We start from the raw sequence: 16,780 nt of genomic DNA, 5'->3' as shown, positions 1-16,780 counted from the left end.
CGTGACCGGCTGGCGAGCGAAGCGAGTTAGTCCGCAGTCGCTTCGTCGCCGGTGCCGTCGGGCGTCGTCTTCCGCACCGTCAGCGGACTCCGGCGCGTGATCGTACAGTCGAACGCCGGATGTTCCGCGTAGTGACGCACGAGCATGTGCCGGCGCGAGCCGGTGATGCCGGACCGACTGACCGCGTCGGCCGTGAACTCCGTCGGCAGTCGCTCGTAGAGCCGGCGCACCTGTTCGAAACTCTCGAACACTTTGCTGTTGCCGGCCGAGTCGGCACCGCGTCTGGAGACGACGTACGCGCCGTCGTCGCGGTACTCGCCTGCGGTGTGCAGGTACTCCTGGCGACTCGTCAGCGCGTCGTCGATCTTCCCCCTGAGTTCGGTCGCCTGTTCGCGGGTCAACTCGTGGGTCACCCCGTCGACCTCGACCCGGATGCGATCCCCCATCGCCGTAACACCCTTCCCGGTGTCGCGATCCTCGTTACCCTCGAAGAACGCGACCAGGAGCGTCAGCACTCCGTGTCATGCAACCACACGTTTCGATGCGTGTGATAAAGCCCTGTCCGCGGGATGACATGGTGTTTTAAGTCAGCCCAGCAGTCCGCCGTCGTCGTCGGTCGTCGTCACCGACCCGCCGGTGTCACCGTCGGTACCGTCTGCGGTCTCCGTGGTGGAACCCTCGTCGGTCGTCGTCTCGGACGACCCGCCGTCTGGACTCCCGTCCGTCGGAGCCGTCGGGGTCGTCTGGCCACCCTCGCCGTCACCGCTGCCGGAATCTGAACTTCCGCTGGCGCTTTCGTTTTTCGTGCCGAACATATCGGTCTCGATGGTGGTCCGGTAGTCGAGCGGGTCGAGCGGGATCCGGAACGACCCGGTGCCCCCGAGTCCGCCACCGACGGCGTCGTCGGCGGGGTCGACGACGGCGTAGAACTGGATCTCCAGTTCGGTCACCTGCCCGTTTCGGAGGTGGGTCACCCACCAGTCGTCGAGGTTCCGGTTCCGGATGGCGACGTCGGCCCGGATGCGCTGGGTGGTCCGGGGGAGAATCGTCGCCACGTCCTGGCTACTGCCCTCGCCGACCTGTACGTCGTTCATCGTGATCGTGTACCCGAGTTCGGAGATGGCGTAGGGGTACTGTTTGGGGTTGTACGCCCGGAACGACATCGCGATGGGCGTGCGTTCACGGGACAGGTCCGCCCGGTCCCAGCGGGCGCTCGTCTCGTTGACGAACAGGATCGGGTCCGAGGGGAACGAGCGGCCCGCCTCGATGGGGCGCGTCTCCGAGGAGTTGAACTGGCCGATCAGGTCGGTCTCGATGGTTCGTTTCTGCGGGAGGCTGATCCGGCGACCCCCGAGCAGGCCCGACCTGACGACGGCGTCGATCACGACCTCGGTCCGCTCGCGGTTCTCGATGTGTGAGTGCCACCACGGCGGGATGCGGTCGTTTTGCATGTAGGTCCGGAACGAGAGCGTCGAGTTGCCCGAGTCGATGGAGAGCCCCTCTTTCTGCCCGGTGGCCATGGATACGTCGTTCATCTGCACGGTGTAGTTGACCGTCGTGCCCGACAGCGAGACCCCGACCGGGTTGGGGTTGGTGACGACCATGTCGGTCTCGATGACGGTGGTGGAGTTGTTGACGGAGCCAAAGCGGTTCTCGACGGCCCCGACGCCGGGGACGCCGATCACGCCCAGGAGGACGGCGAGGACGACCAGCACGACCAGTCCACCCCCGACCGACCCGGCTATGCGAAGCTTACTGCCGAGAAACGCCGACTGAATCCGTTCGGTATCCATTGGCGGGGTGTGGTACAACGGATCGGATATGTCTTCCGGCCGACAGCGGGGGCACCGGCGAGACGGGGCGCAGACGGCAGTAGCGCGGTTCGAATAAACTAAGTACGCGCTACCGGTAGCCCGCACAATGGCAGAAACCGGACTACAGTCGGACAAGGCGCTGGGCCTCGGACTGCTCTTTGGGGCGCTCGGCATCGCCGGAGCAGTCGTGATGTACGTGGCGGCCGCACAACAGCTGTTGGCCGGCTGGGGCTTTGCCCTCGCGATCGTGTTCGGATCGCTCGCCGTCGCCGTGATTCACGTCTTCTCGTAGGCAGGCGTTTCGCTAAAACGAGAGCTTAAAGGTCTGGACCGCCTACGTCTGGTATGGCCGATTTCAGCGAAGAGGAACAGCGTATCCTGGAGCACCTCCGTGACCAGGTCGGCGGGGACGAAGCCTACGTCCGGGCCAAGAACATCGCCGAGCAGATCGGACTCTCGGCGAAGCAGGTCGGTGCGCGCCTCCCCCGACTGGCCGAGAAATCCGACGACGTGGACATCGAGAAGTGGGGCCGTGCGCGGTCGACGACCTGGCGCGTCACCCGAAGTTGAGTCTCGAGGGAAGTCGGACTCTTTTTTGACCGGCGGTCCGAAGGTAGGCTATGACCGTCCGGGTCGAGCGGACGTTCGAGTTGCCCGCCGAACGGGACCGCGTATGGTCGTTCATCGCAGACCCGGAGAAACGGGCCCGTCCGATCAGCGTCGTCGACGATTTCGAGAAGACGGGTGAACGCACCGCGACGTGGTACGTCAGGCTCCCGATCCCCGTCATCGACAGACGCGTCGCCATCGAGACCGAGGAGACCGAATTCGACCCGCCACGATACGTCGAGTTCGTCGGTCGCTCGAAGGTGATGCGCGTCGTCGGCGAGCACGAACTCCACGAGACCGACGCGGGCACCCGCGTCGAGAACCGCTTCACCGTCGACGGCAAACTGCCGGGCGTCGAGCGCTACTTCAAGCGGAACATGGACGAACAGCTCCGCAACATCGAGGCCGCGATCCGCGAGGACCTGGGGATCGAGGCGTGAAGGTCGCGCTGGCCCAGCTGTCCATCGAACCCGGCGACGTGCGCGGCAACGTCGACCGCGCAGTCGCCGCCGTCGAGCGGGCCGCGGCGACGGGCGCGGACCTCGTGGCCCTCCCCGAGATGTTCTCGGTCGGCTACTTCGCCTTCGACCTGTACGCCCGCACCGCGGAACCGGTCGGCGGCGAGACACACCGGCGACTCGCCGCGGCCGCACGCGAACACGGCGTCGCCGTCCTCGCCGGTACCGTCGTCGAAGACCTCGGCGCGACGGCCGCACAGACCGACCTCGCAGTACCGAGCGAGGAGGGGCTTGCCAACACCGCCGTCTTCTTCGACCGTGACGGACAGCGCCGCGCAGTCTACCGGAAACACCACCTTTTCGGGTACGATTCGGCCGAGTCCGACATGCTGGTCCCCGGCGAACGCGCGCCCGTGGTCGAATTCGAGGGGTTCGGCGTCGGGATCACGACCTGCTACGACCTGCGCTTCCCGGAACTCTATCGGGACCTGGTCGACGACGGCGCGACGCTCGTACTCGTGCCGAGTGCCTGGCCGTACCCGCGGGTCGAACACTGGCAACTCCTCCCGCGAGCGCGGGCCGTCGAGAACCTCGCCTACGTGGCGACGATCAACGGGAGCGGCGCGTTCGAGGACGCGGAACTGCTGGGGCGCTCGACGGTCTACGATCCGTGGGGGACGGTACTCGCGAGTTCCGACGACGACCCGGCGCTGGTGACCGCCGACCTCGACCCGGAGAAAGTCGCGTCGGTCCGGGCGGAGTTCCCCGCGCTGGCCGACCGTCGGAACGGGTGAGCGGTCCGAATATTTATGCAGTGGGCAGCCCAACCATCGGTTGCCGGTACGGCGCTTTTCACGTCACGCCGGCAACTAACAGGCGCCCGCCTCGCTGCTCGGCCACCGCCACTCGGTCCGTCCGGCGGCGTCGAGAGACGCCAGCCGCCTCGTCCCGTCGGCGAGACCGACTCCGGTCGGGATGCCGGCCGGCTGGAGCCGGTTTCGACGGTCACTCCTCGGTCGTGATATCCGCCGACAGTCCCTGTGCCATCTCGATGTCTTTGGAGTTGTTGAGCGTCCACGCCGTCCGTTCGGTGACGGCCTCGATGACCTCGCGGGCGCTCGGTGCGCCTTTGCCCGATTTCTTGACGCCGCCGAAGGGTAGCTGGACCTCCGCGCCGATACAGGGCAGGTTGGCGTAGGCCAGGCCGACCTCGCCGTGGTCGCGGTAGTAGTTGAGTTGCCGGTAGTTCTCCGAGACGATGGCCCCTGCCAGTCCGTAGGGCACGTCGTTGTGGATCTCGACGGCGCGCTCGATGGCCCCGCTGTAGGGGATCAGGGCGACGTGGGGGCCGAACACTTCCTCTTTCAGACAGCGCATCTCGGGGTCGTACTCGGTCTCGTAGACGAACGGGCCGACCCAGTAGCCGTCTGCACTGCCGTCGGGGATTTCCCCCTCGTCCAGTTCGGCGCGGTCGACGAGTACGTCCACGCCCTCCTCGCGCGCCAGTCGGTTGTACTCGTGGAACTTCTCGACCTGGCTCTCGTCGACGACGGGCCCCATGAACGTCGACTCGTCGAGTGGGTCGCCGACCGCCACGTCCTCGGCGAGATCGACGAATCGCCGCTTGAACTCGTCGTAGACGGCCTCGTGGACGATCAGGCGCTCGGCCGAGACACAGCGCTGGCCGGTCGTCTTGAACGCCGACATCACCGCGGAGTGGACGGCCACGTCGAGGTCGGCGTGTTCGGTGATCACGATGGCGTTTTTCCCACCCATCTCCAGGGCGACCTCCCGTCCGGGTTCGCCGCCGAGTTTGTCCGCGATCGAGTGTCCGACCTCGGCCGAGCCGGTGAACAGGACGGTGTCGACGCGGTCGTCCTCGACGATGGCGTTGCCGGCCTCGCCGAAACCCTGGACCATGTTGAACACGCCCGGCGGGACGCCGGCGTCGTCGAGCATCTCGGCGACGACCTGTCCGCACCACGGCGTCTGTTCGGCGGGCTTCCAGACGACGGTGTTGCCCTCCACCAGCGCGACGGCCATGTGCCAGAACGGGATGGCGACGGGGAAGTTCCACGGCGTGATACAGCCGACGACGCCGCGCGGACTCCGCCGCATGTAGGAGTCCTTGCTGGCGATCTCGCTGGGCACCACGTCGCCGTGGGGGTGGCGGGCGTTGCCCGCGGCCCACTCGACCATGTGCCAGGCCTCGGTCACGTCGGCTTTGCCCTCGCTGATCTCTTTCCCACACTCGCGGGTGACGATCTCGCCCAGTTCCGCGTGGCGATCCCTGAGTTCGTGGAACACCTCCCAGAGGTGTTCCGCGCGGTCGACGTACGAGAGGTCACGCCAGACCGGATACGCCTCGGTGGCCGCCGTCACTGCGCGCTCGACCTCGGCCGGTGTCCCGCGGTAGAACTCGCCCAACGACTCGCCGGTCGCCGGGTCGACGCTCTCGAACCGCTCGCCGCCGCCCTCGATCCACTCGCCGTCGACGTAGTGGCCTGCCGGACCCTGGATTTGCTGGCTCATAAGCTCCGGCAAAAATTGCATCGGCGAGGATAAAAATCCATCCCCGCTTGGCGGTTCGGTGGTCGGAGGTCAGGTCAGAGGAACCCACCGTCTTCGGTCGTCGTGGTCTCGTTCTCGGGCATCGATGGGGTTCCCTCGGTCGTCTCCTCGCCCGGCAACGCGGGTTCCTCGGTGGTCGTCTCCTCGCCCGGCATCATCGGCGTCTCCTCCTCGGGTGTCCCCATGCCATCCTCCGTTGGTGTCTCCATCTCCTCCGCTGTCGGTGTCTCCATCTCCTCCTCGGGCGTGCCGCCGAGTCCCCCACCTTCGGGCGTGCCGCCCGCCTCGCCGGCGGGACTGGTCTCGTTACCGCCATCCTCCGGGCCGGCACAGCCCGCCAGCGCGGCGGCGGCCGCGGCCGTCCCAGCGAGCAGTCGTCGGCGTGTGAGTCGAGTCATCGGCACGCGGCGGTTCCGAACCCAGCGTGATAGCTATCCGCCGCCTACTCGGGGAGTACGCCGGCCGTTACGGGTGAAACGGTCGACGGCCCGTCAGGTCGCCTCCCGCTCGATCTCGCCCTTGACCGCGGCCGCGTCGAAGCTGTGGTCCGGACGGATGTTGACGAAATCGAGGAACGCTCGCGCGTCGAGCAGGTCCGCGGGCGAGTACGCCGTCAGTGCCGCTGCGACGGCCTCGCGGGCTCCGATCTCGGGAGCCAGCGCCCCCAGGGCACAGGCCACGTCGTAGGCCCGTGCGTCGTCGAGGCCGTCCCCGCGGACGTTCGTCGCGTCGATGAAGTAGAGGTCGCCCTGAGCCACGAGGACGTTCTCCGCCCGCAGGTCGCCGTGGACCAGCCCGTCGGCGTGCATCCTCGAGAGCGCGGAAAACAGCTCCGGGGCGTGCCCCTCGACGGTCGCCGCGTCCAGCTGATCGAGCGTGCGGAATTCCGGGAGGAACTCCAGTACGAGGACGCCGAAGCCGTCGACCTCGAAGGCCTCCAGGGGTTCGGGGACGTTGAGCCCGAGTTCGCGCATCCGCTGGGTCGCGGCGAGTTCGTGTTCGGCCATCTCGACCGGCGAGTCGTAGTGGCCGAAAAACCCCTCCGTGCCGCTGGAGAACGCACCGAGGTTCCGCCCGGCTGTCAGGAGCGCGTGGACGAGCGTGTGCCGGTCGGTGATGACCTTCACGAACACCTCGTCGTCGATGACCAGCGGGGTCGACAGCCAGTTATCGGCCTCCAGGAAGGTCACGCGATTGGCGGGCAGATCGTACCGCTCGGCGACCGCCTCGACGACCGGTTCGACCGCCGCTGCCGAGAGCTGGCCCCTGAGCAGTCGACGGATCGCCATCGGTTCGAGGGAGACGGGCCACGGACAAAGCCTTTCGGCCCTGCGACCGGTTCGACGGCCGAGAGCTTTTGTCGTCCCCGTGCCATGGAGCGCCATGGACTTCGACCTCCCCGACGAACACCGGATGATCCGGGAGACGGTCCGAGAGTTCTGTGCCGAAGAAATCGAACCCATCGCACAGGACATCGAGGACGACCACCGGTTCCCCGCGGAGATATTCGACGAACTGGCCGACCTGGACGTGATGGGCGTCCCCGTCGCCGAGGAGTACGGCGGCCTCGGCGGCGACTACCTCATGTACGCACTCGTCGCCGAGGAACTCGGCCGCGTCTCCGGCAGCATCGGCCTCTCCTTCGTCGCCCACACGTCGCTGGGCGCGAAACCCATCGAGGCCTTCGGGAGCGACGAACAGAAAGAGGCGTGGCTCCGCCCGCTCGCCGAGGGCGACGGGCTGGGCGCGTGGGCGCTGACCGAACCCGGGTCGGGGAGCGACGCCTCGAACATGCAGACGACCGCAGAGCGTGACGGCGACGGCTACGTCCTGAACGGGACCAAGCAGTTCATCACCAACGCCAGCGTCGCCGAGTCCATCCTGGTGAAAGCCGTCACCGACCCCGAGGCCGGATACGACGGCATCTCCACCTTCATCGTCGACCCCGAGGCCGACGACGGCTTCTCGGTCTCGACCGTCTGGGACAAGATGGGACTGAACGCCTCGCCGACCTGCGAGATCCAGTTCGAGGACTGCTGGGTCCCCGAGGAGCGCCTGCTCGGCGGCGAAGGCGAGGGGTGGACCCAGACGATGAAGACGCTGGACGGGGGCCGCATCTCCATCGCGGCGCTCTCGGTCGGGCTCGCACAGGGCGCGTTCGACGCCGCACGCGAGTACGCACGCGAGCGCGAACAGTTCGGGCAATCCATCTCGAAGTTCGACGCCGTCCGGGACAAACTGGTCTCGATGGACCGGAAGATCGAACGCGCCCGCCTGCTGACGCACAAGGCCGCGACGACCTACGACGCCGGCGGCGACGCGACCCGCCTCTCGTCGCTGGCCAAACTCGACGCCAGCGAAATCTCCCGGGAGGTCGCCGAAAACGCCGTACAGGTGCTGGGCGGCTACGGCTACACCGAGGACTTCTCGCCCCAGCGGTTCTATCGCGACGCCAAACTCATGGAGATCGGCGAGGGGACCAGCGAGATTCAACACGCGATCCTGGGCGACGAACTCGGCCTCTGAACGCGACCCGGCGAATCCATTTGTCCGAAGGCGCGACCACCGCGGCCCGTGACCTGACAGTCGCCGCGAAGCGTCCCGCGGGAGCGCGACACAGCGCTTCGCGACCGCCAGCGTGTCGCCTGTTCGCCCCAAACGGAACGGCAAAGGTCCCGGGGTCCGCTGACCCGGTATGGGCACGCCGCTCTCCTCGCGCGAGGAACAGACCGAGGAAGTAATCGACCGTCTCCACGCCGAGTATCCGGACACCACCATCTCGCTGAACTTCTCCAACCGGCTGGAGTTGCTGATCGCCGTGATCCTCTCGGCACAGTGTACCGACGAGCGGGTCAACAAAGAGACCGAACACCTCTTCGAGAAGTACGAGTCGGCCGAGGACTACGCCGCGGTCGACCAGGACGAACTCGCCGAGGACCTGAACTCCATCACCTACTACAACAACAAGGCCGGCTACATCACGAACGCCTGTCGGACAATCGTCGAGGACCACGACGGCGAGGTCCCGGACACGATGGCCGAGCTGACCGACCTCCAGGGCGTCGGTCGGAAGACGGCCAACGTCGTCCTCCAGCACGGCCACGAGGTCGTCGAGGGAATCGTCGTCGACACGCACGTCCAGCGGCTGACCCGTCGGCTGGGCATCACGGAGGAGGAACGCCCGGAAGCCATCGAGCAGGACCTCATGCCGCTGGTCCCCGAGTCCGAGTGGCAGGACTTCACCCACCTGCTGATCAGTCACGGTCGAGCGACCTGTTCGGCACGGAACCCCGACTGCGCGGACTGTATCCTCGAAGACATCTGCCCGTCCTCGAAGGTGGACAGCGACGTGGATCTGGCCAGCGGCGAGGCCTGGTAAGTCGTCCCTTACTCGCGGTATCGCGGCTGATCGTCGACCGATCCGACCGGCCGGTGGTCCGCGGGTCCTGTTCAGAACGGCTTACCGCGGCCGCGACGCGCTGGTCCGCCCGGCGACGACCTGGCCGCCAGCACTCCACCGAAGTGTGCCCGAGCCGCAACCATCCGTAGTCAAGCGGTAGCGATAGCTGAAAAGGCGGCTCACAAGCCCGAATAGCCCGAAAAAACGGTTATACGTCTATCGTGCGCTTACTGAATCGTAGGGTCGATAGGAAGACCCTACGGAGACGAGACGTGGCCGACGCCACGCCGCGACGCCGCACTCTCGGGCAAACGCGGCGTCACTGACGATCCGTCGCTCGGTTCGACCCGCGTCGGCCTGTCGGAACGCGACGACACGTCGTCTTCGCGCGACAATCTCCCCCTACCCACTTGCACCCACCACACGGGCGTCGGTCGGCCAGCACCCACCCGGATCGACACCCGTTTTCCGGTCCCCTCCGCGATCGGTATCGGGCATCATCCTGTCATCCCTGGCCGGGCTCTCCGGCCACTCACTTCTAGAGGTACTTGATCGCGTACCGGCCGACGCCGACGACGTACGCGAGGATCCAGAAGAACGTGTAGCCGAACACGCCGATCCGGATGCGCCGTCGCCAGAACTGCATCCTGTCGGACCCGATCTCGTCGAGCAACACGTCCTCGTCGTAGTCGTGATAGAGGTCGTGTTCCCACTTCGCCCTGAAGACGCGAACGATACCCGTGAACCCGAACGCGAGCATCGCGTAGGCCTGCAGGCCGAGGAACGCGTGTATCGCGGCGGCCCCGGCCATCTGATCGAACAACCGCGGGGCCATCCACAGGACCATCGGGACCGTAGTCAGCGTGAGCCCGGTCCCGATGAACTTGAGATGGTGGGTCAACACACCCCACGTCACGTCCTCGGCGTCGATCATGATCCAGGCCCCGTAGAGGAAACAGGGGAAGCTCAGCGAGACCGCGACGAGGACGAGCGTCGCGATCATCGCGTCCGACAGGGCGACCATAGCCAGGCCTAGGGACAGGGGCCGCTAAAACGTGCCGAAACCGGGGGAACGCGGGTCGGAAAGCGTATACGGCTTCCCCCCGTATCGCCGGCAAATGGCCGATCCAGAGTCGACGTCCGCCGGCGACGAGGACGGTCCAGCCGACGCTGGGACGGGTGCGCCAGCGAGCGACAGCCCGGACGACGCGGAGGCGGTGTCGACCGACGAGTTGCGCGAACAGGTCGAGGCCCAGTACGACTTCGACGACTTCGGCCCGGAGCAGATGGCCGAGATGAGCGCCGACGAGTGGGAGGCCGCGTTCGACCCCGACACGTGGATCACCGGCCAGGAGTTGCTCGACCGGGTCGAGGCGGACCTCAAGAACCGGGTGGTCGTCCGCGACGTGTTCGCACGCGTCGAGCGCCTGAAGGACGGCCGAGTGGTCGCTTACTCCGACGAGGGGTACGCCACCGTCTACCCGGACGGCAGCGTCGAGGGGTTCGGAACCGTCTTGCGGGACGTGAAACCCGTCGTCGCCCTCTGTTCGATGGACGAGTACGACGTACCCGACATGCCGGAGGGCGAGGTCCTGCCCCAGCCGACGGAGGTGCCCGAGGGGAGCGGCGAACTCGGGAACCTGATGCTCCAGTTGGTCGGCGGGATGCAGGTGCTGGCCGGGATCGGCCTGCTCGGGGCCTGGATCGTGTTCAGTCTGAACGTCGTCGCTATCGTCGCCGGGTTCGGCTTCCTGTTGATCGGGGTCGCCCTGTTTTTCACCGTGGCGAACGCTCGGCTCTCGGACCGGTTCCGGGCCGAGGAGTACCGCAACCGGTTGCGAGCCATCGGGATCGAGGACGGTGAGCGCCCGGACTTCCTCCCCGTCGAGGACGACGAGTGGCGGGACGGAGCTGACGGATCGAGTGGGGAGTCCACGGCGGAGATCGGGGCCGCCACGGCGGCCGACGAGCGCGACGAGGAGGCCCACGGTTCCGGACCGGTTTCCTGAGTGTCAACCCCGGTCTCGGGGCCGTATTCGGTGGGTTTATACAAACCCAGTCCTGAGTCCGATGTGTACATGAACAGGCGGGACTTTATCCGGACAGCCGGCGGGGCTGCCGGCGCGACCGCCGCCGTGTCTGCGAGTGCAGGCACAGCCGCCGCGTCCTCCGAAGGCGGCGGTGGTGGCGGCGCAACCAAGCCGGACTTCGGTGGCTGGCTCGACGGCGCGAACGGCTACAGCGGGTCCGTCGCCGACAAGACAGGTAACAAAGAGGTGACGGTCAAGGTCGGGGCCGGCAGCCAGGGCTACGGATTCAGCCCGGCGGCCGTCCACGTCGACACGGGAACGACCGTCAAGTTCGAGTGGACCGGGAACGGCGGCGCACACAACGTCGTTTCCCAGGGTGACGGCCCGCTCGATTCCGGGTCTGCCGTCGGCGGCTCCGGCGTCCAGTACGAGCACACCTTCGAGGAGAGCGGCATCTTCAACTACAAATGTGGCCCCCACGAGGGGCTCGGCATGAAGGGGTCGGTCGTCGTCGGATCGGACTACCCGACGGTCGAAGCAGGCGGTGGCGGCGAGAAGAGCCTCCACGAGATGGGTGTGCCCTTCCAGGCCCACTACGTCGGCCTGGCTACCATCCTGATGGTGCTCGTGTCGCTGGTTTTCACCTTCTTCCTGCTGAAGTACGGTGAATCGCCACACACCAAAGGAGGGAACGACTAACGATGTCCTCGGAAGGTAGCAGTTACGGCGACATCCACCGGTACGAACCGCCCAGGGAGAGTACGGCCGCCGCGCTGGCCATCGTGTTGCTGACGGTCGTCGAGATCATCTTCGTCGGCCTGTTCACCTACGGCCTGATCGGCGGCTGGGGACTGTCCGAGGTCGGGAACATGTTCCTCGGCGGCATCCTCGCGGTGATCTTCATCGACCTGGCCTTCATCCTCCTTTTGTACCGCAAGGAGTTCCTCCCCGACGTGATGATCGTCAAGAAGCGTCGGCGCAAGTGGGAGGACCTGTACATCCGTGAGGATCAGGTCGACGGCGAGTCGTTCACCGACGAGAGCCCCTGGGAAGGAGTCAAACGGGCGCTGTATCCCTACTACAAGAGATAATTATGCCACTTGACGAAGACAAATATCCGAGCGAGACGGGTCGGCGGCGCTTCGTGAAAGGCGTCGTCGGCAGTGCTGCGTTGTCCAGCGTCGGTGTCGGCGGTGCGGTCGCCCTGGACACGGCGACATCGCCCACCGGTGTCGGCGGTGGGATCACGCAGTTCGTAGGCATCGAGAACACGGACGGTCCGGCACCGCGCGGAATGCCGCTGGTTCCGCTGACCATCGACTCCGACGGTGCGCTGAAGGGTCGCTGGCCCGAAGTGAAGACCGAGACCGTGCAGGGTCGGGAAGTCACCATCGCGGAGACGACGATCGAGGGAACGACGTACTCGTCGGCCTGGTACCAGTACTGCGGCATCCAGACTGCGGAGGGGCTGAGTCCCGACGCCGATCAGGACAACTTCTTCCGGGCCGTTCCCGGTGCGTCGCTTTCGTGGCAGTCCGAATCGAAGGAAGCCGGCGAGAAGTTCTTCGTGGACGACTTCGACGACTACGAGAGCTGGGGCAACGGCATCGGTCAGAGCGGTCTGGGCAAACCCGCGAAGGGGCAGTGGCGCTCCGACGGTGACGTGCAGACCATCCCGGTGCAGGTGCTTCGCAGCCCGGAAGTCTCGAAGGTCGCCAACGGCGAGGGTCGCTACAGCGACATCCCGGCGGACGTCCGGAACTTTTTCGACGCGGCGACCGAGCAGGACTTCATGGCCTGGCTGAACAAGTGCACCCACTTCTGCTGTGTCCCCGGGTTCAAGACCTACGAGGGCAGCGCGAAGTTCGGCGCGGAAGATCGGGTGTACTGCCAGTGCCATCAGTCGGTGTACAACCCGTTCAGTCCGGTCAGCAAGTCATTCGTCGCGCTTCCGCGGCCGGGTGAATAACAATGAGTCTCGAGAAAAAAGACGAACACGATCACAAAGGCTGGATGGAGGAGCGCGACCTCACGGTGCTCGAGGAGCGCTACCTCACCCTGTTGATGTGGCTCGACAAGCGGCTCCGGTTGGTCGACTACCTGGAACTGCTGGAAGACCTCTACTACAAGGTCAACATGCAGATGCCAAAGAGCCACACCGAGCAGTACGGGCTCGACAACAAGTTCTGGTACTGGTACCCGCTGTACGCGCTCGGGTCGTTCTCGACCATCGCGTACCTGGTGGCGGCGGTCTCCGGGGCCTTACTCGGGTTCTACTACGCGCCGGCCGCAGCGGGCGCGTCGGGCGACCCGACGGTCGCCTTCGAGTCGCTGCGATACATCATGCAGGATCTGAACTTCGGGTACATGCTCCGGTCGATCCACCGCTGGAGCGCCCAGGTGATGACAGCGGCAGTGTTCCTGCACATGCTCCGTGTCTACTTCACGGGCGCGTACAAGGAGCCCCGCGAACTCAACTGGATCATCGGCATCGTGCTGATCTCGCTGACGATGGTCTTCGGGTACAGCGGGTACCTGCTCCCGTGGAACCAGCTGAGCTACTGGGCGGGGCAGATCGGCGTCGAGATGGCGCTTTCGATCCCGCTGGCGGGTGAGTGGACGGCCCAGCTCCTGTTCGGCGGCTTCACGCTGACGCAGGCCACGTTGCAACGGATGTACATCCTGCACGTGTTCTTCCTGCCGTTCATCGTGACCGGCCTGATCGCCGTCCACATCGGCATCGTCTGGATGCAGGGCATCGCGGAACCACACTAATACAATGAGCGACAACGACACTCCCGAAACGGAGACCGACGGTGGTACCGGCATCGTCCCGCCGGACGACGAGACGCCCACCTGGAGCGAGCGCAAAGAGCGCACCCAGGGGCTCTCCCGGCTGACCTACGAGTACTTCGAGCGGGCGCGCCGCGAGGACCAGGACCTGCGCCAGGAGTCCAGTTACGTCGAGCGTGACGTGCTGGGCTTCCCGGCCTGGCCCCACGAGATGATCCGGAACCTCGCGCTGACGAGTTTCTTCGTCGGTATGATCATCTTCCTCTCGGCGACGCTGCCGCCGGAGATGATGCCGCCGGCGAACTCCTCGAGTACGCCCGCGGTCATCCTGCCCGACTGGTACCTCTACTGGTCCTTTGGCCTGCTGAAACTCGGCCCGCTCAACCCCGAGCTGGCCCTGCTGGGCGGGAGCAAGCTGATGGCCGACCGGACCTACGGCGTCCTGGCGAACCTGGTCGTCGTCGGTGCGATCACCATCGTCCCGTTCCTCAACAAGGGGGCGGCGCGGCGGCCGGTCGAACAGCCCTTCTGGGCGTCGGTCGGCGTCTTCGGTGTGATCTTCGCGTTCACCATCGCCGTGCTGTCGGTCAAGAACCTGGTGCCGATGGACTCGCACCTCCTGTTCGACCTGACCTTCCTGCTCCCGTTCGTGGGCGGGTTCATCAGCTACGCGATCCTCAAGTCGATGCGCGAGGGGTACATGTTCACCCTCAACCGTCGGTACTACCGGCTGCGGCCGCCGAAGTGACGGTCCGTCCCGCCTGACGGTCGACTGCCTGTTCATCCTTTTCCCATGACATCAGACGACGAGCCCGATCCGTCCGAGGCGTCACCAGAGATAGAATCCGCCTACACGGCCGGCAGTGAGTCGTCGAGCGAGACGACGGAGCGCGAGACGGACGGCGACGGAAGTGCCGACCGCGACATCGAAGTTCCGATGCGAGTCTACAAGGCGATCACGGTGTTCACGACGCTGTTTGCCATCGTGACGGTCGTCGGCGGGTTCGTGGTGCTGGACTCGGCGACCAACCGGGCGACCGCGTCGCTCTCGGAGATTCAGCCAGTCGCGGCGCTTTTCGGCGTCGGGCTCATCCTGGCCGGAGCGGCCGCTTACGCGTTCTCGACACGGTTCCGTGCAGAGGGAATGGGAAAGTCTAAAGACGACACCGCCGAAGGTACAGATAATGGCTGACGAATTCGCCAAGGGTCTCGGGATCCTGACGACCGCGGGACTGGCCTGGATGGTGCTGGCGGGCTGGTACACCACGGCAAGCTTCGAGGAAGGACAGCTACTCGCGGCGCCGCCGTCGGACCCAGGCGTCTACGCCAGCATCGGGCTCGTCCTGAAGGACGCACTGTTCTGGTTCGCGGTCCTGGGCGCGCTGACGTTCTGGGTCGTCGTCCCGATGGTCGAACAAGCGCGCGAGGCCTGGGCCGAGCGCAGTAGCTGATCGCACTCACATCAACGGTTCTTGGCTGCCCGTCGCACTGGCCTGTGAAACGGGCGGCCGTCACTCGCTTCTCACCATCATCCGGTACGTCGAAGTGTGTCGACACGCCGAGCCAGTGCCGACCTCGCGGCGAGCGCCCGTCGACGAGTCACTTTGGACGTGATCGATCGCTGGTCACGCATCGGGCCACGCAGGGACCGGACACGAGCAGGGGGCGACGCGTCTGATTGCGACGGGGCGTGCTTCGGAGGTGGGAGGCGCGGTCCGAGCCTGAGGATTCGACGGGACGACCTCACCGCTGGCGGTTTCGGCATCGAAACCTGTCCCACAGTGGGCGGGTGACCGGTGACGCAAAAAAGAGCCCTGCCGCGTTCAGATGACCTTCCCGACGAGGCCCTCGACCAGGAAAAAGAGGCTGAGGTACGCGATGTACATGAGTGCGAGCAGGGACGCGCCGATGGCACCCTTTGGTCGCTCGATGTCGATCCCGCGTCGGGCCTCGACCTTGCGGGCCTCGAACTCGAAGAAGTCCGCGATGAAGACGCCGGCGACGAGGACGGAGACGACGACGCCGGAGTGGGCGTGCAGCGTCGTGTAGTAGAAGGCCGCGAGGATGAACAGGACGTTGCTCGCGGCGTGGATCGGGTTCCGCTTGACTGCCTCTGCGCCGCCCTCCTCGGCCTGCGTGACGTGTTGCCGGTAGGTGAACGCCCGGGTTCCGATGTTGATCACGGCGAGCGCCAACAGGACGTACTCCATCTGGCCACCCAGGATCGCGTCCAGCGGGCCAAACAGCGTTACCGAAGGTTGCATATCCGAATCTCCGTCCGTGACGCTTTAGTGTTTTTCCAATCCGTCCGCGCGGACGGCTCAGCGTGGGTCCGTGTACGGGTGACCGCTCTCGGGCACCGAGAGGACCGGGAGCCTGTCGGCGACCGAGAGCGAGACCGGTACACCGGGGTCGATTTCGTCGACGCGGCGGTCGTCGGCCAGCAACTCGACGGGCACTTCGTCGCGCTCGACGCGCAGCGAGACGGTGTCGATGTCGAGGATCCAGTGGTCGTCGTCGGTCGCGAACGGCGCGATGGGTGCGACAGCCGCCACGCCCGTGTCGTGGGCGACCACGGGCGCGTCGACGCGGCGAGCGTACCCGTGGGAACCTGCGGGAGTCGCGACGACCACGCCGTCGGCCCGGAACTGCGAGACGGTGGTCCCGTCGGTCGCGACCGCGTACTCGGAGATGCGCGCCGGTTCGGCGGTGAGAAGCGTCACGTCGGCGAGCGCACGGGCCCGGCGGGCGTCACCGACGTGGACGCCGAGGACGGGATAGGAATCGACCTGTCCCGCACCGGCGACGAGGGTGTCCATCGCACCCTCGACGCGCGACCGTGGGACCGACCGGACGCCACGGCCCGCTTCGACGGGGAGCACCGGGGTTTCGGGTAGCTCCGACCGTGCGGCGAGCGCGAACAGCGCGTCCTCGCCGACGGTGACGAGGGCGTCGGGTGCGGCCGCGAGGACGGTATCGAGGTCGCCGGTCTCGGGAGTGCCGCCGGCGGCCGTGACGGCGTCGGTGACGCGGTCGGCGGTTCGCTCCCCGACGACGCCGACGGTCGCGCGCTCGGCTGGATCACTCATCGGTGTCCCGTGGGGC

The 16,780-nt window shown here is 66.4% G+C and carries 22 protein-coding genes; 14 read left to right on the top strand and 8 right to left on the bottom strand.

Annotated elements, in window-relative coordinates; all coding sequences use genetic code 11:
* Positions 1-26: 26 nt before the first annotated feature.
* Together ACOZ4N_RS02315 and ACOZ4N_RS02310 are read right to left on the bottom strand one after the other, a co-directional pair.
* Complete coding sequence (locus ACOZ4N_RS02315; RefSeq protein WP_424018312.1) at positions 27-446, bottom strand: DUF7528 family protein; 420 nt, start codon at positions 444-446, stop codon at positions 27-29.
* Positions 447-587: 141 nt separating this feature from the next.
* Positions 588-1,793, bottom strand: coding sequence for an LEA type 2 family protein (locus tag ACOZ4N_RS02310; RefSeq protein WP_424018311.1), 1,206 nt, complete (start codon positions 1,791-1,793; stop codon positions 588-590).
* 127 nt (positions 1,794-1,920) lie between these two features.
* Between ACOZ4N_RS02310 and ACOZ4N_RS02305 the strand changes: the two genes are divergently transcribed.
* From ACOZ4N_RS02305 to ACOZ4N_RS02290, 4 genes are read left to right on the top strand one after another with little or no spacing between them, the layout of a single operon-like run.
* Positions 1,921-2,106 carry a DUF7525 family protein gene (locus ACOZ4N_RS02305; RefSeq protein WP_424018310.1) on the top strand — a complete coding sequence of 62 codons (186 nt, stop codon included), beginning with the start codon at positions 1,921-1,923 and terminating at the stop codon, positions 2,104-2,106.
* A gap of 53 nt (positions 2,107-2,159) precedes the next feature.
* On the top strand, positions 2,160-2,384 hold the full coding sequence (locus ACOZ4N_RS02300) for a DUF7123 family protein (protein ID WP_092660546.1): 225 nt from the start codon (positions 2,160-2,162) through the stop codon (positions 2,382-2,384).
* Positions 2,385-2,434: 50 nt separating this feature from the next.
* Entirely contained in the window at positions 2,435-2,863 is a 429-nt protein-coding gene (locus ACOZ4N_RS02295) for a CoxG family protein (RefSeq protein WP_424018309.1), read from the top strand.
* Positions 2,860-3,675: a carbon-nitrogen family hydrolase gene (locus tag ACOZ4N_RS02290; RefSeq protein ID WP_424018308.1), complete on the top strand. Its 816-nt coding sequence runs from the start codon at positions 2,860-2,862 to the stop codon at positions 3,673-3,675. Before ACOZ4N_RS02295 ends, ACOZ4N_RS02290 begins: the two co-directional genes overlap by 4 nt.
* Before the next feature lie 211 nt (positions 3,676-3,886).
* Here ACOZ4N_RS02290 and ACOZ4N_RS02285 read toward each other — a convergent pair whose 3' ends face one another.
* The 3 genes from ACOZ4N_RS02285 to ACOZ4N_RS02275 form a co-directional block, all read right to left on the bottom strand.
* Positions 3,887-5,413, bottom strand: coding sequence for an aldehyde dehydrogenase family protein (locus ACOZ4N_RS02285; RefSeq protein WP_424018307.1), 1,527 nt, complete (start codon positions 5,411-5,413; stop codon positions 3,887-3,889).
* A gap of 74 nt (positions 5,414-5,487) precedes the next feature.
* A complete protein-coding gene (locus tag ACOZ4N_RS02280) occupies positions 5,488-5,850 on the bottom strand; it encodes a hypothetical protein (RefSeq protein WP_424018306.1) in 363 nt (120 codons plus the stop codon).
* A 93-nt stretch (positions 5,851-5,943) separates the two neighbouring features.
* On the bottom strand, positions 5,944-6,741 hold the full coding sequence (locus ACOZ4N_RS02275; RefSeq protein ID WP_424018305.1) for an RIO1 family regulatory kinase/ATPase: 798 nt from the start codon (positions 6,739-6,741) through the stop codon (positions 5,944-5,946).
* 94 nt (positions 6,742-6,835) lie between these two features.
* Between ACOZ4N_RS02275 and ACOZ4N_RS02270 the strand changes: the two genes are divergently transcribed.
* Positions 6,836-7,978, top strand: coding sequence for an acyl-CoA dehydrogenase family protein (locus tag ACOZ4N_RS02270; RefSeq protein ID WP_424018304.1), 1,143 nt, complete (start codon positions 6,836-6,838; stop codon positions 7,976-7,978).
* Between the two features lie 169 nt (positions 7,979-8,147).
* Positions 8,148-8,831 (top strand): endonuclease III, encoded by a 684-nt coding sequence (gene nth, locus ACOZ4N_RS02265; protein WP_424018303.1) that lies wholly within the window; start codon positions 8,148-8,150, stop codon positions 8,829-8,831.
* A 559-nt stretch (positions 8,832-9,390) separates the two neighbouring features.
* Here nth and ACOZ4N_RS02260 read toward each other — a convergent pair.
* Positions 9,391-9,876: a DUF7321 family protein gene (locus tag ACOZ4N_RS02260; RefSeq protein WP_424018302.1), complete on the bottom strand. Its 486-nt coding sequence runs from the start codon at positions 9,874-9,876 to the stop codon at positions 9,391-9,393.
* 94 nt (positions 9,877-9,970) lie between these two features.
* Here ACOZ4N_RS02260 and ACOZ4N_RS02255 point away from each other — a divergent pair, with 94 nt between their 5' ends.
* The 8 genes from ACOZ4N_RS02255 (at position 9,971) to ACOZ4N_RS02220 (ending at position 15,126) form a co-directional block, all read left to right on the top strand.
* The gene (locus ACOZ4N_RS02255; RefSeq protein ID WP_424018301.1) at positions 9,971-10,861 is read left to right on the top strand and encodes a DUF7319 domain-containing protein; all 891 of its coding nucleotides are present in this window, start codon (positions 9,971-9,973) and stop codon (positions 10,859-10,861) included.
* 69 nt (positions 10,862-10,930) lie between these two features.
* On the top strand, positions 10,931-11,581 hold the full coding sequence (locus tag ACOZ4N_RS02250; RefSeq protein ID WP_424018300.1) for a halocyanin domain-containing protein: 651 nt from the start codon (positions 10,931-10,933) through the stop codon (positions 11,579-11,581).
* Between the two features lie 2 nt (positions 11,582-11,583).
* Complete coding sequence (locus tag ACOZ4N_RS02245; RefSeq protein ID WP_424018299.1) at positions 11,584-11,973, top strand: DUF7318 family protein; 390 nt, start codon at positions 11,584-11,586, stop codon at positions 11,971-11,973.
* Positions 11,974-11,975: 2 nt separating this feature from the next.
* On the top strand, positions 11,976-12,851 hold the full coding sequence (locus tag ACOZ4N_RS02240; RefSeq protein WP_424018297.1) for a ubiquinol-cytochrome c reductase iron-sulfur subunit: 876 nt from the start codon (positions 11,976-11,978) through the stop codon (positions 12,849-12,851).
* A gap of 2 nt (positions 12,852-12,853) precedes the next feature.
* Entirely contained in the window at positions 12,854-13,657 is an 804-nt protein-coding gene (locus ACOZ4N_RS02235; RefSeq protein ID WP_424018296.1) for a cytochrome b, read from the top strand.
* 4 nt (positions 13,658-13,661) lie between these two features.
* Positions 13,662-14,423, top strand: coding sequence for a cytochrome bc complex cytochrome b subunit (locus tag ACOZ4N_RS02230; protein ID WP_424018295.1), 762 nt, complete (start codon positions 13,662-13,664; stop codon positions 14,421-14,423).
* Positions 14,424-14,513: 90 nt separating this feature from the next.
* Complete coding sequence (locus ACOZ4N_RS02225; protein ID WP_424019975.1) at positions 14,514-14,867, top strand: DUF7315 family membrane protein; 354 nt, start codon at positions 14,514-14,516, stop codon at positions 14,865-14,867.
* Positions 14,860-15,126 carry a DUF7314 family protein gene (locus ACOZ4N_RS02220; protein WP_424018294.1) on the top strand — a complete coding sequence of 89 codons (267 nt, stop codon included), beginning with the start codon at positions 14,860-14,862 and terminating at the stop codon, positions 15,124-15,126. Before ACOZ4N_RS02225 ends, ACOZ4N_RS02220 begins: the two co-directional genes overlap by 8 nt.
* Before the next feature lie 372 nt (positions 15,127-15,498).
* Here ACOZ4N_RS02220 and ACOZ4N_RS02215 read toward each other — a convergent pair whose 3' ends face one another.
* Together ACOZ4N_RS02215 and ACOZ4N_RS02210 are read right to left on the bottom strand one after the other, a co-directional pair.
* Positions 15,499-15,939, bottom strand: a complete 441-nt coding sequence (locus ACOZ4N_RS02215; RefSeq protein ID WP_424018293.1) for a DUF7313 family protein — start codon at positions 15,937-15,939, stop codon at positions 15,499-15,501.
* Between the two features lie 57 nt (positions 15,940-15,996).
* Positions 15,997-16,764, bottom strand: coding sequence for an ATP-NAD kinase (locus ACOZ4N_RS02210; RefSeq protein ID WP_424018292.1), 768 nt, complete (start codon positions 16,762-16,764; stop codon positions 15,997-15,999).
* Positions 16,765-16,780 lie beyond the last annotated feature (16 nt).

Source organism: Halorientalis pallida (genome assembly GCF_049605515.1).
Taxonomy (GTDB): Archaea; Halobacteriota; Halobacteria; order Halobacteriales; family Haloarculaceae; genus Halorientalis; species Halorientalis pallida_A.
The sequence above is the reverse complement of the archived record's forward strand: the minus strand, read 5'-3'. Positions and strand labels throughout refer to the sequence as shown.

What these genes read in the sequence shown, in the direction of transcription:
- nth (WP_424018303.1), top strand. Translation starts at nt 8,148, where the DNA reads ATGGGCACGCCGCTCTCCTCGCGCGAGGAACAGACCGAGGAAGTAATC.
- ACOZ4N_RS02305 (WP_424018310.1), top strand. Translation starts at nt 1,921, where the DNA reads ATGGCAGAAACCGGACTACAGTCGGACAAGGCGCTGGGCCTCGGACTG.
- ACOZ4N_RS02270 (WP_424018304.1), top strand. Translation starts at nt 6,836, where the DNA reads ATGGACTTCGACCTCCCCGACGAACACCGGATGATCCGGGAGACGGTC.
- ACOZ4N_RS02245 (WP_424018299.1), top strand. Translation starts at nt 11,584, where the DNA reads ATGTCCTCGGAAGGTAGCAGTTACGGCGACATCCACCGGTACGAACCG.
- ACOZ4N_RS02260 (WP_424018302.1), bottom strand. Translation starts at nt 9,876, where the DNA reads ATGGTCGCCCTGTCGGACGCGATGATCGCGACGCTCGTCCTCGTCGCG.
- ACOZ4N_RS02235 (WP_424018296.1), top strand. Translation starts at nt 12,854, where the DNA reads ATGAGTCTCGAGAAAAAAGACGAACACGATCACAAAGGCTGGATGGAG.
- ACOZ4N_RS02215 (WP_424018293.1), bottom strand. Translation starts at nt 15,939, where the DNA reads ATGCAACCTTCGGTAACGCTGTTTGGCCCGCTGGACGCGATCCTGGGT.
- ACOZ4N_RS02300 (WP_092660546.1), top strand. Translation starts at nt 2,160, where the DNA reads ATGGCCGATTTCAGCGAAGAGGAACAGCGTATCCTGGAGCACCTCCGT.
- ACOZ4N_RS02310 (WP_424018311.1), bottom strand. Translation starts at nt 1,793, where the DNA reads ATGGATACCGAACGGATTCAGTCGGCGTTTCTCGGCAGTAAGCTTCGC.
- ACOZ4N_RS02275 (WP_424018305.1), bottom strand. Translation starts at nt 6,741, where the DNA reads ATGGCGATCCGTCGACTGCTCAGGGGCCAGCTCTCGGCAGCGGCGGTC.
- ACOZ4N_RS02230 (WP_424018295.1), top strand. Translation starts at nt 13,662, where the DNA reads ATGAGCGACAACGACACTCCCGAAACGGAGACCGACGGTGGTACCGGC.
- ACOZ4N_RS02285 (WP_424018307.1), bottom strand. Translation starts at nt 5,413, where the DNA reads ATGAGCCAGCAAATCCAGGGTCCGGCAGGCCACTACGTCGACGGCGAG.
- ACOZ4N_RS02315 (WP_424018312.1), bottom strand. Translation starts at nt 446, where the DNA reads ATGGGGGATCGCATCCGGGTCGAGGTCGACGGGGTGACCCACGAGTTG.
- ACOZ4N_RS02295 (WP_424018309.1), top strand. Translation starts at nt 2,435, where the DNA reads ATGACCGTCCGGGTCGAGCGGACGTTCGAGTTGCCCGCCGAACGGGAC.
- ACOZ4N_RS02220 (WP_424018294.1), top strand. Translation starts at nt 14,860, where the DNA reads ATGGCTGACGAATTCGCCAAGGGTCTCGGGATCCTGACGACCGCGGGA.
- ACOZ4N_RS02240 (WP_424018297.1), top strand. Translation starts at nt 11,976, where the DNA reads ATGCCACTTGACGAAGACAAATATCCGAGCGAGACGGGTCGGCGGCGC.
- ACOZ4N_RS02255 (WP_424018301.1), top strand. Translation starts at nt 9,971, where the DNA reads ATGGCCGATCCAGAGTCGACGTCCGCCGGCGACGAGGACGGTCCAGCC.
- ACOZ4N_RS02210 (WP_424018292.1), bottom strand. Translation starts at nt 16,764, where the DNA reads ATGAGTGATCCAGCCGAGCGCGCGACCGTCGGCGTCGTCGGGGAGCGA.
- ACOZ4N_RS02280 (WP_424018306.1), bottom strand. Translation starts at nt 5,850, where the DNA reads ATGACTCGACTCACACGCCGACGACTGCTCGCTGGGACGGCCGCGGCC.
- ACOZ4N_RS02250 (WP_424018300.1), top strand. Translation starts at nt 10,931, where the DNA reads ATGAACAGGCGGGACTTTATCCGGACAGCCGGCGGGGCTGCCGGCGCG.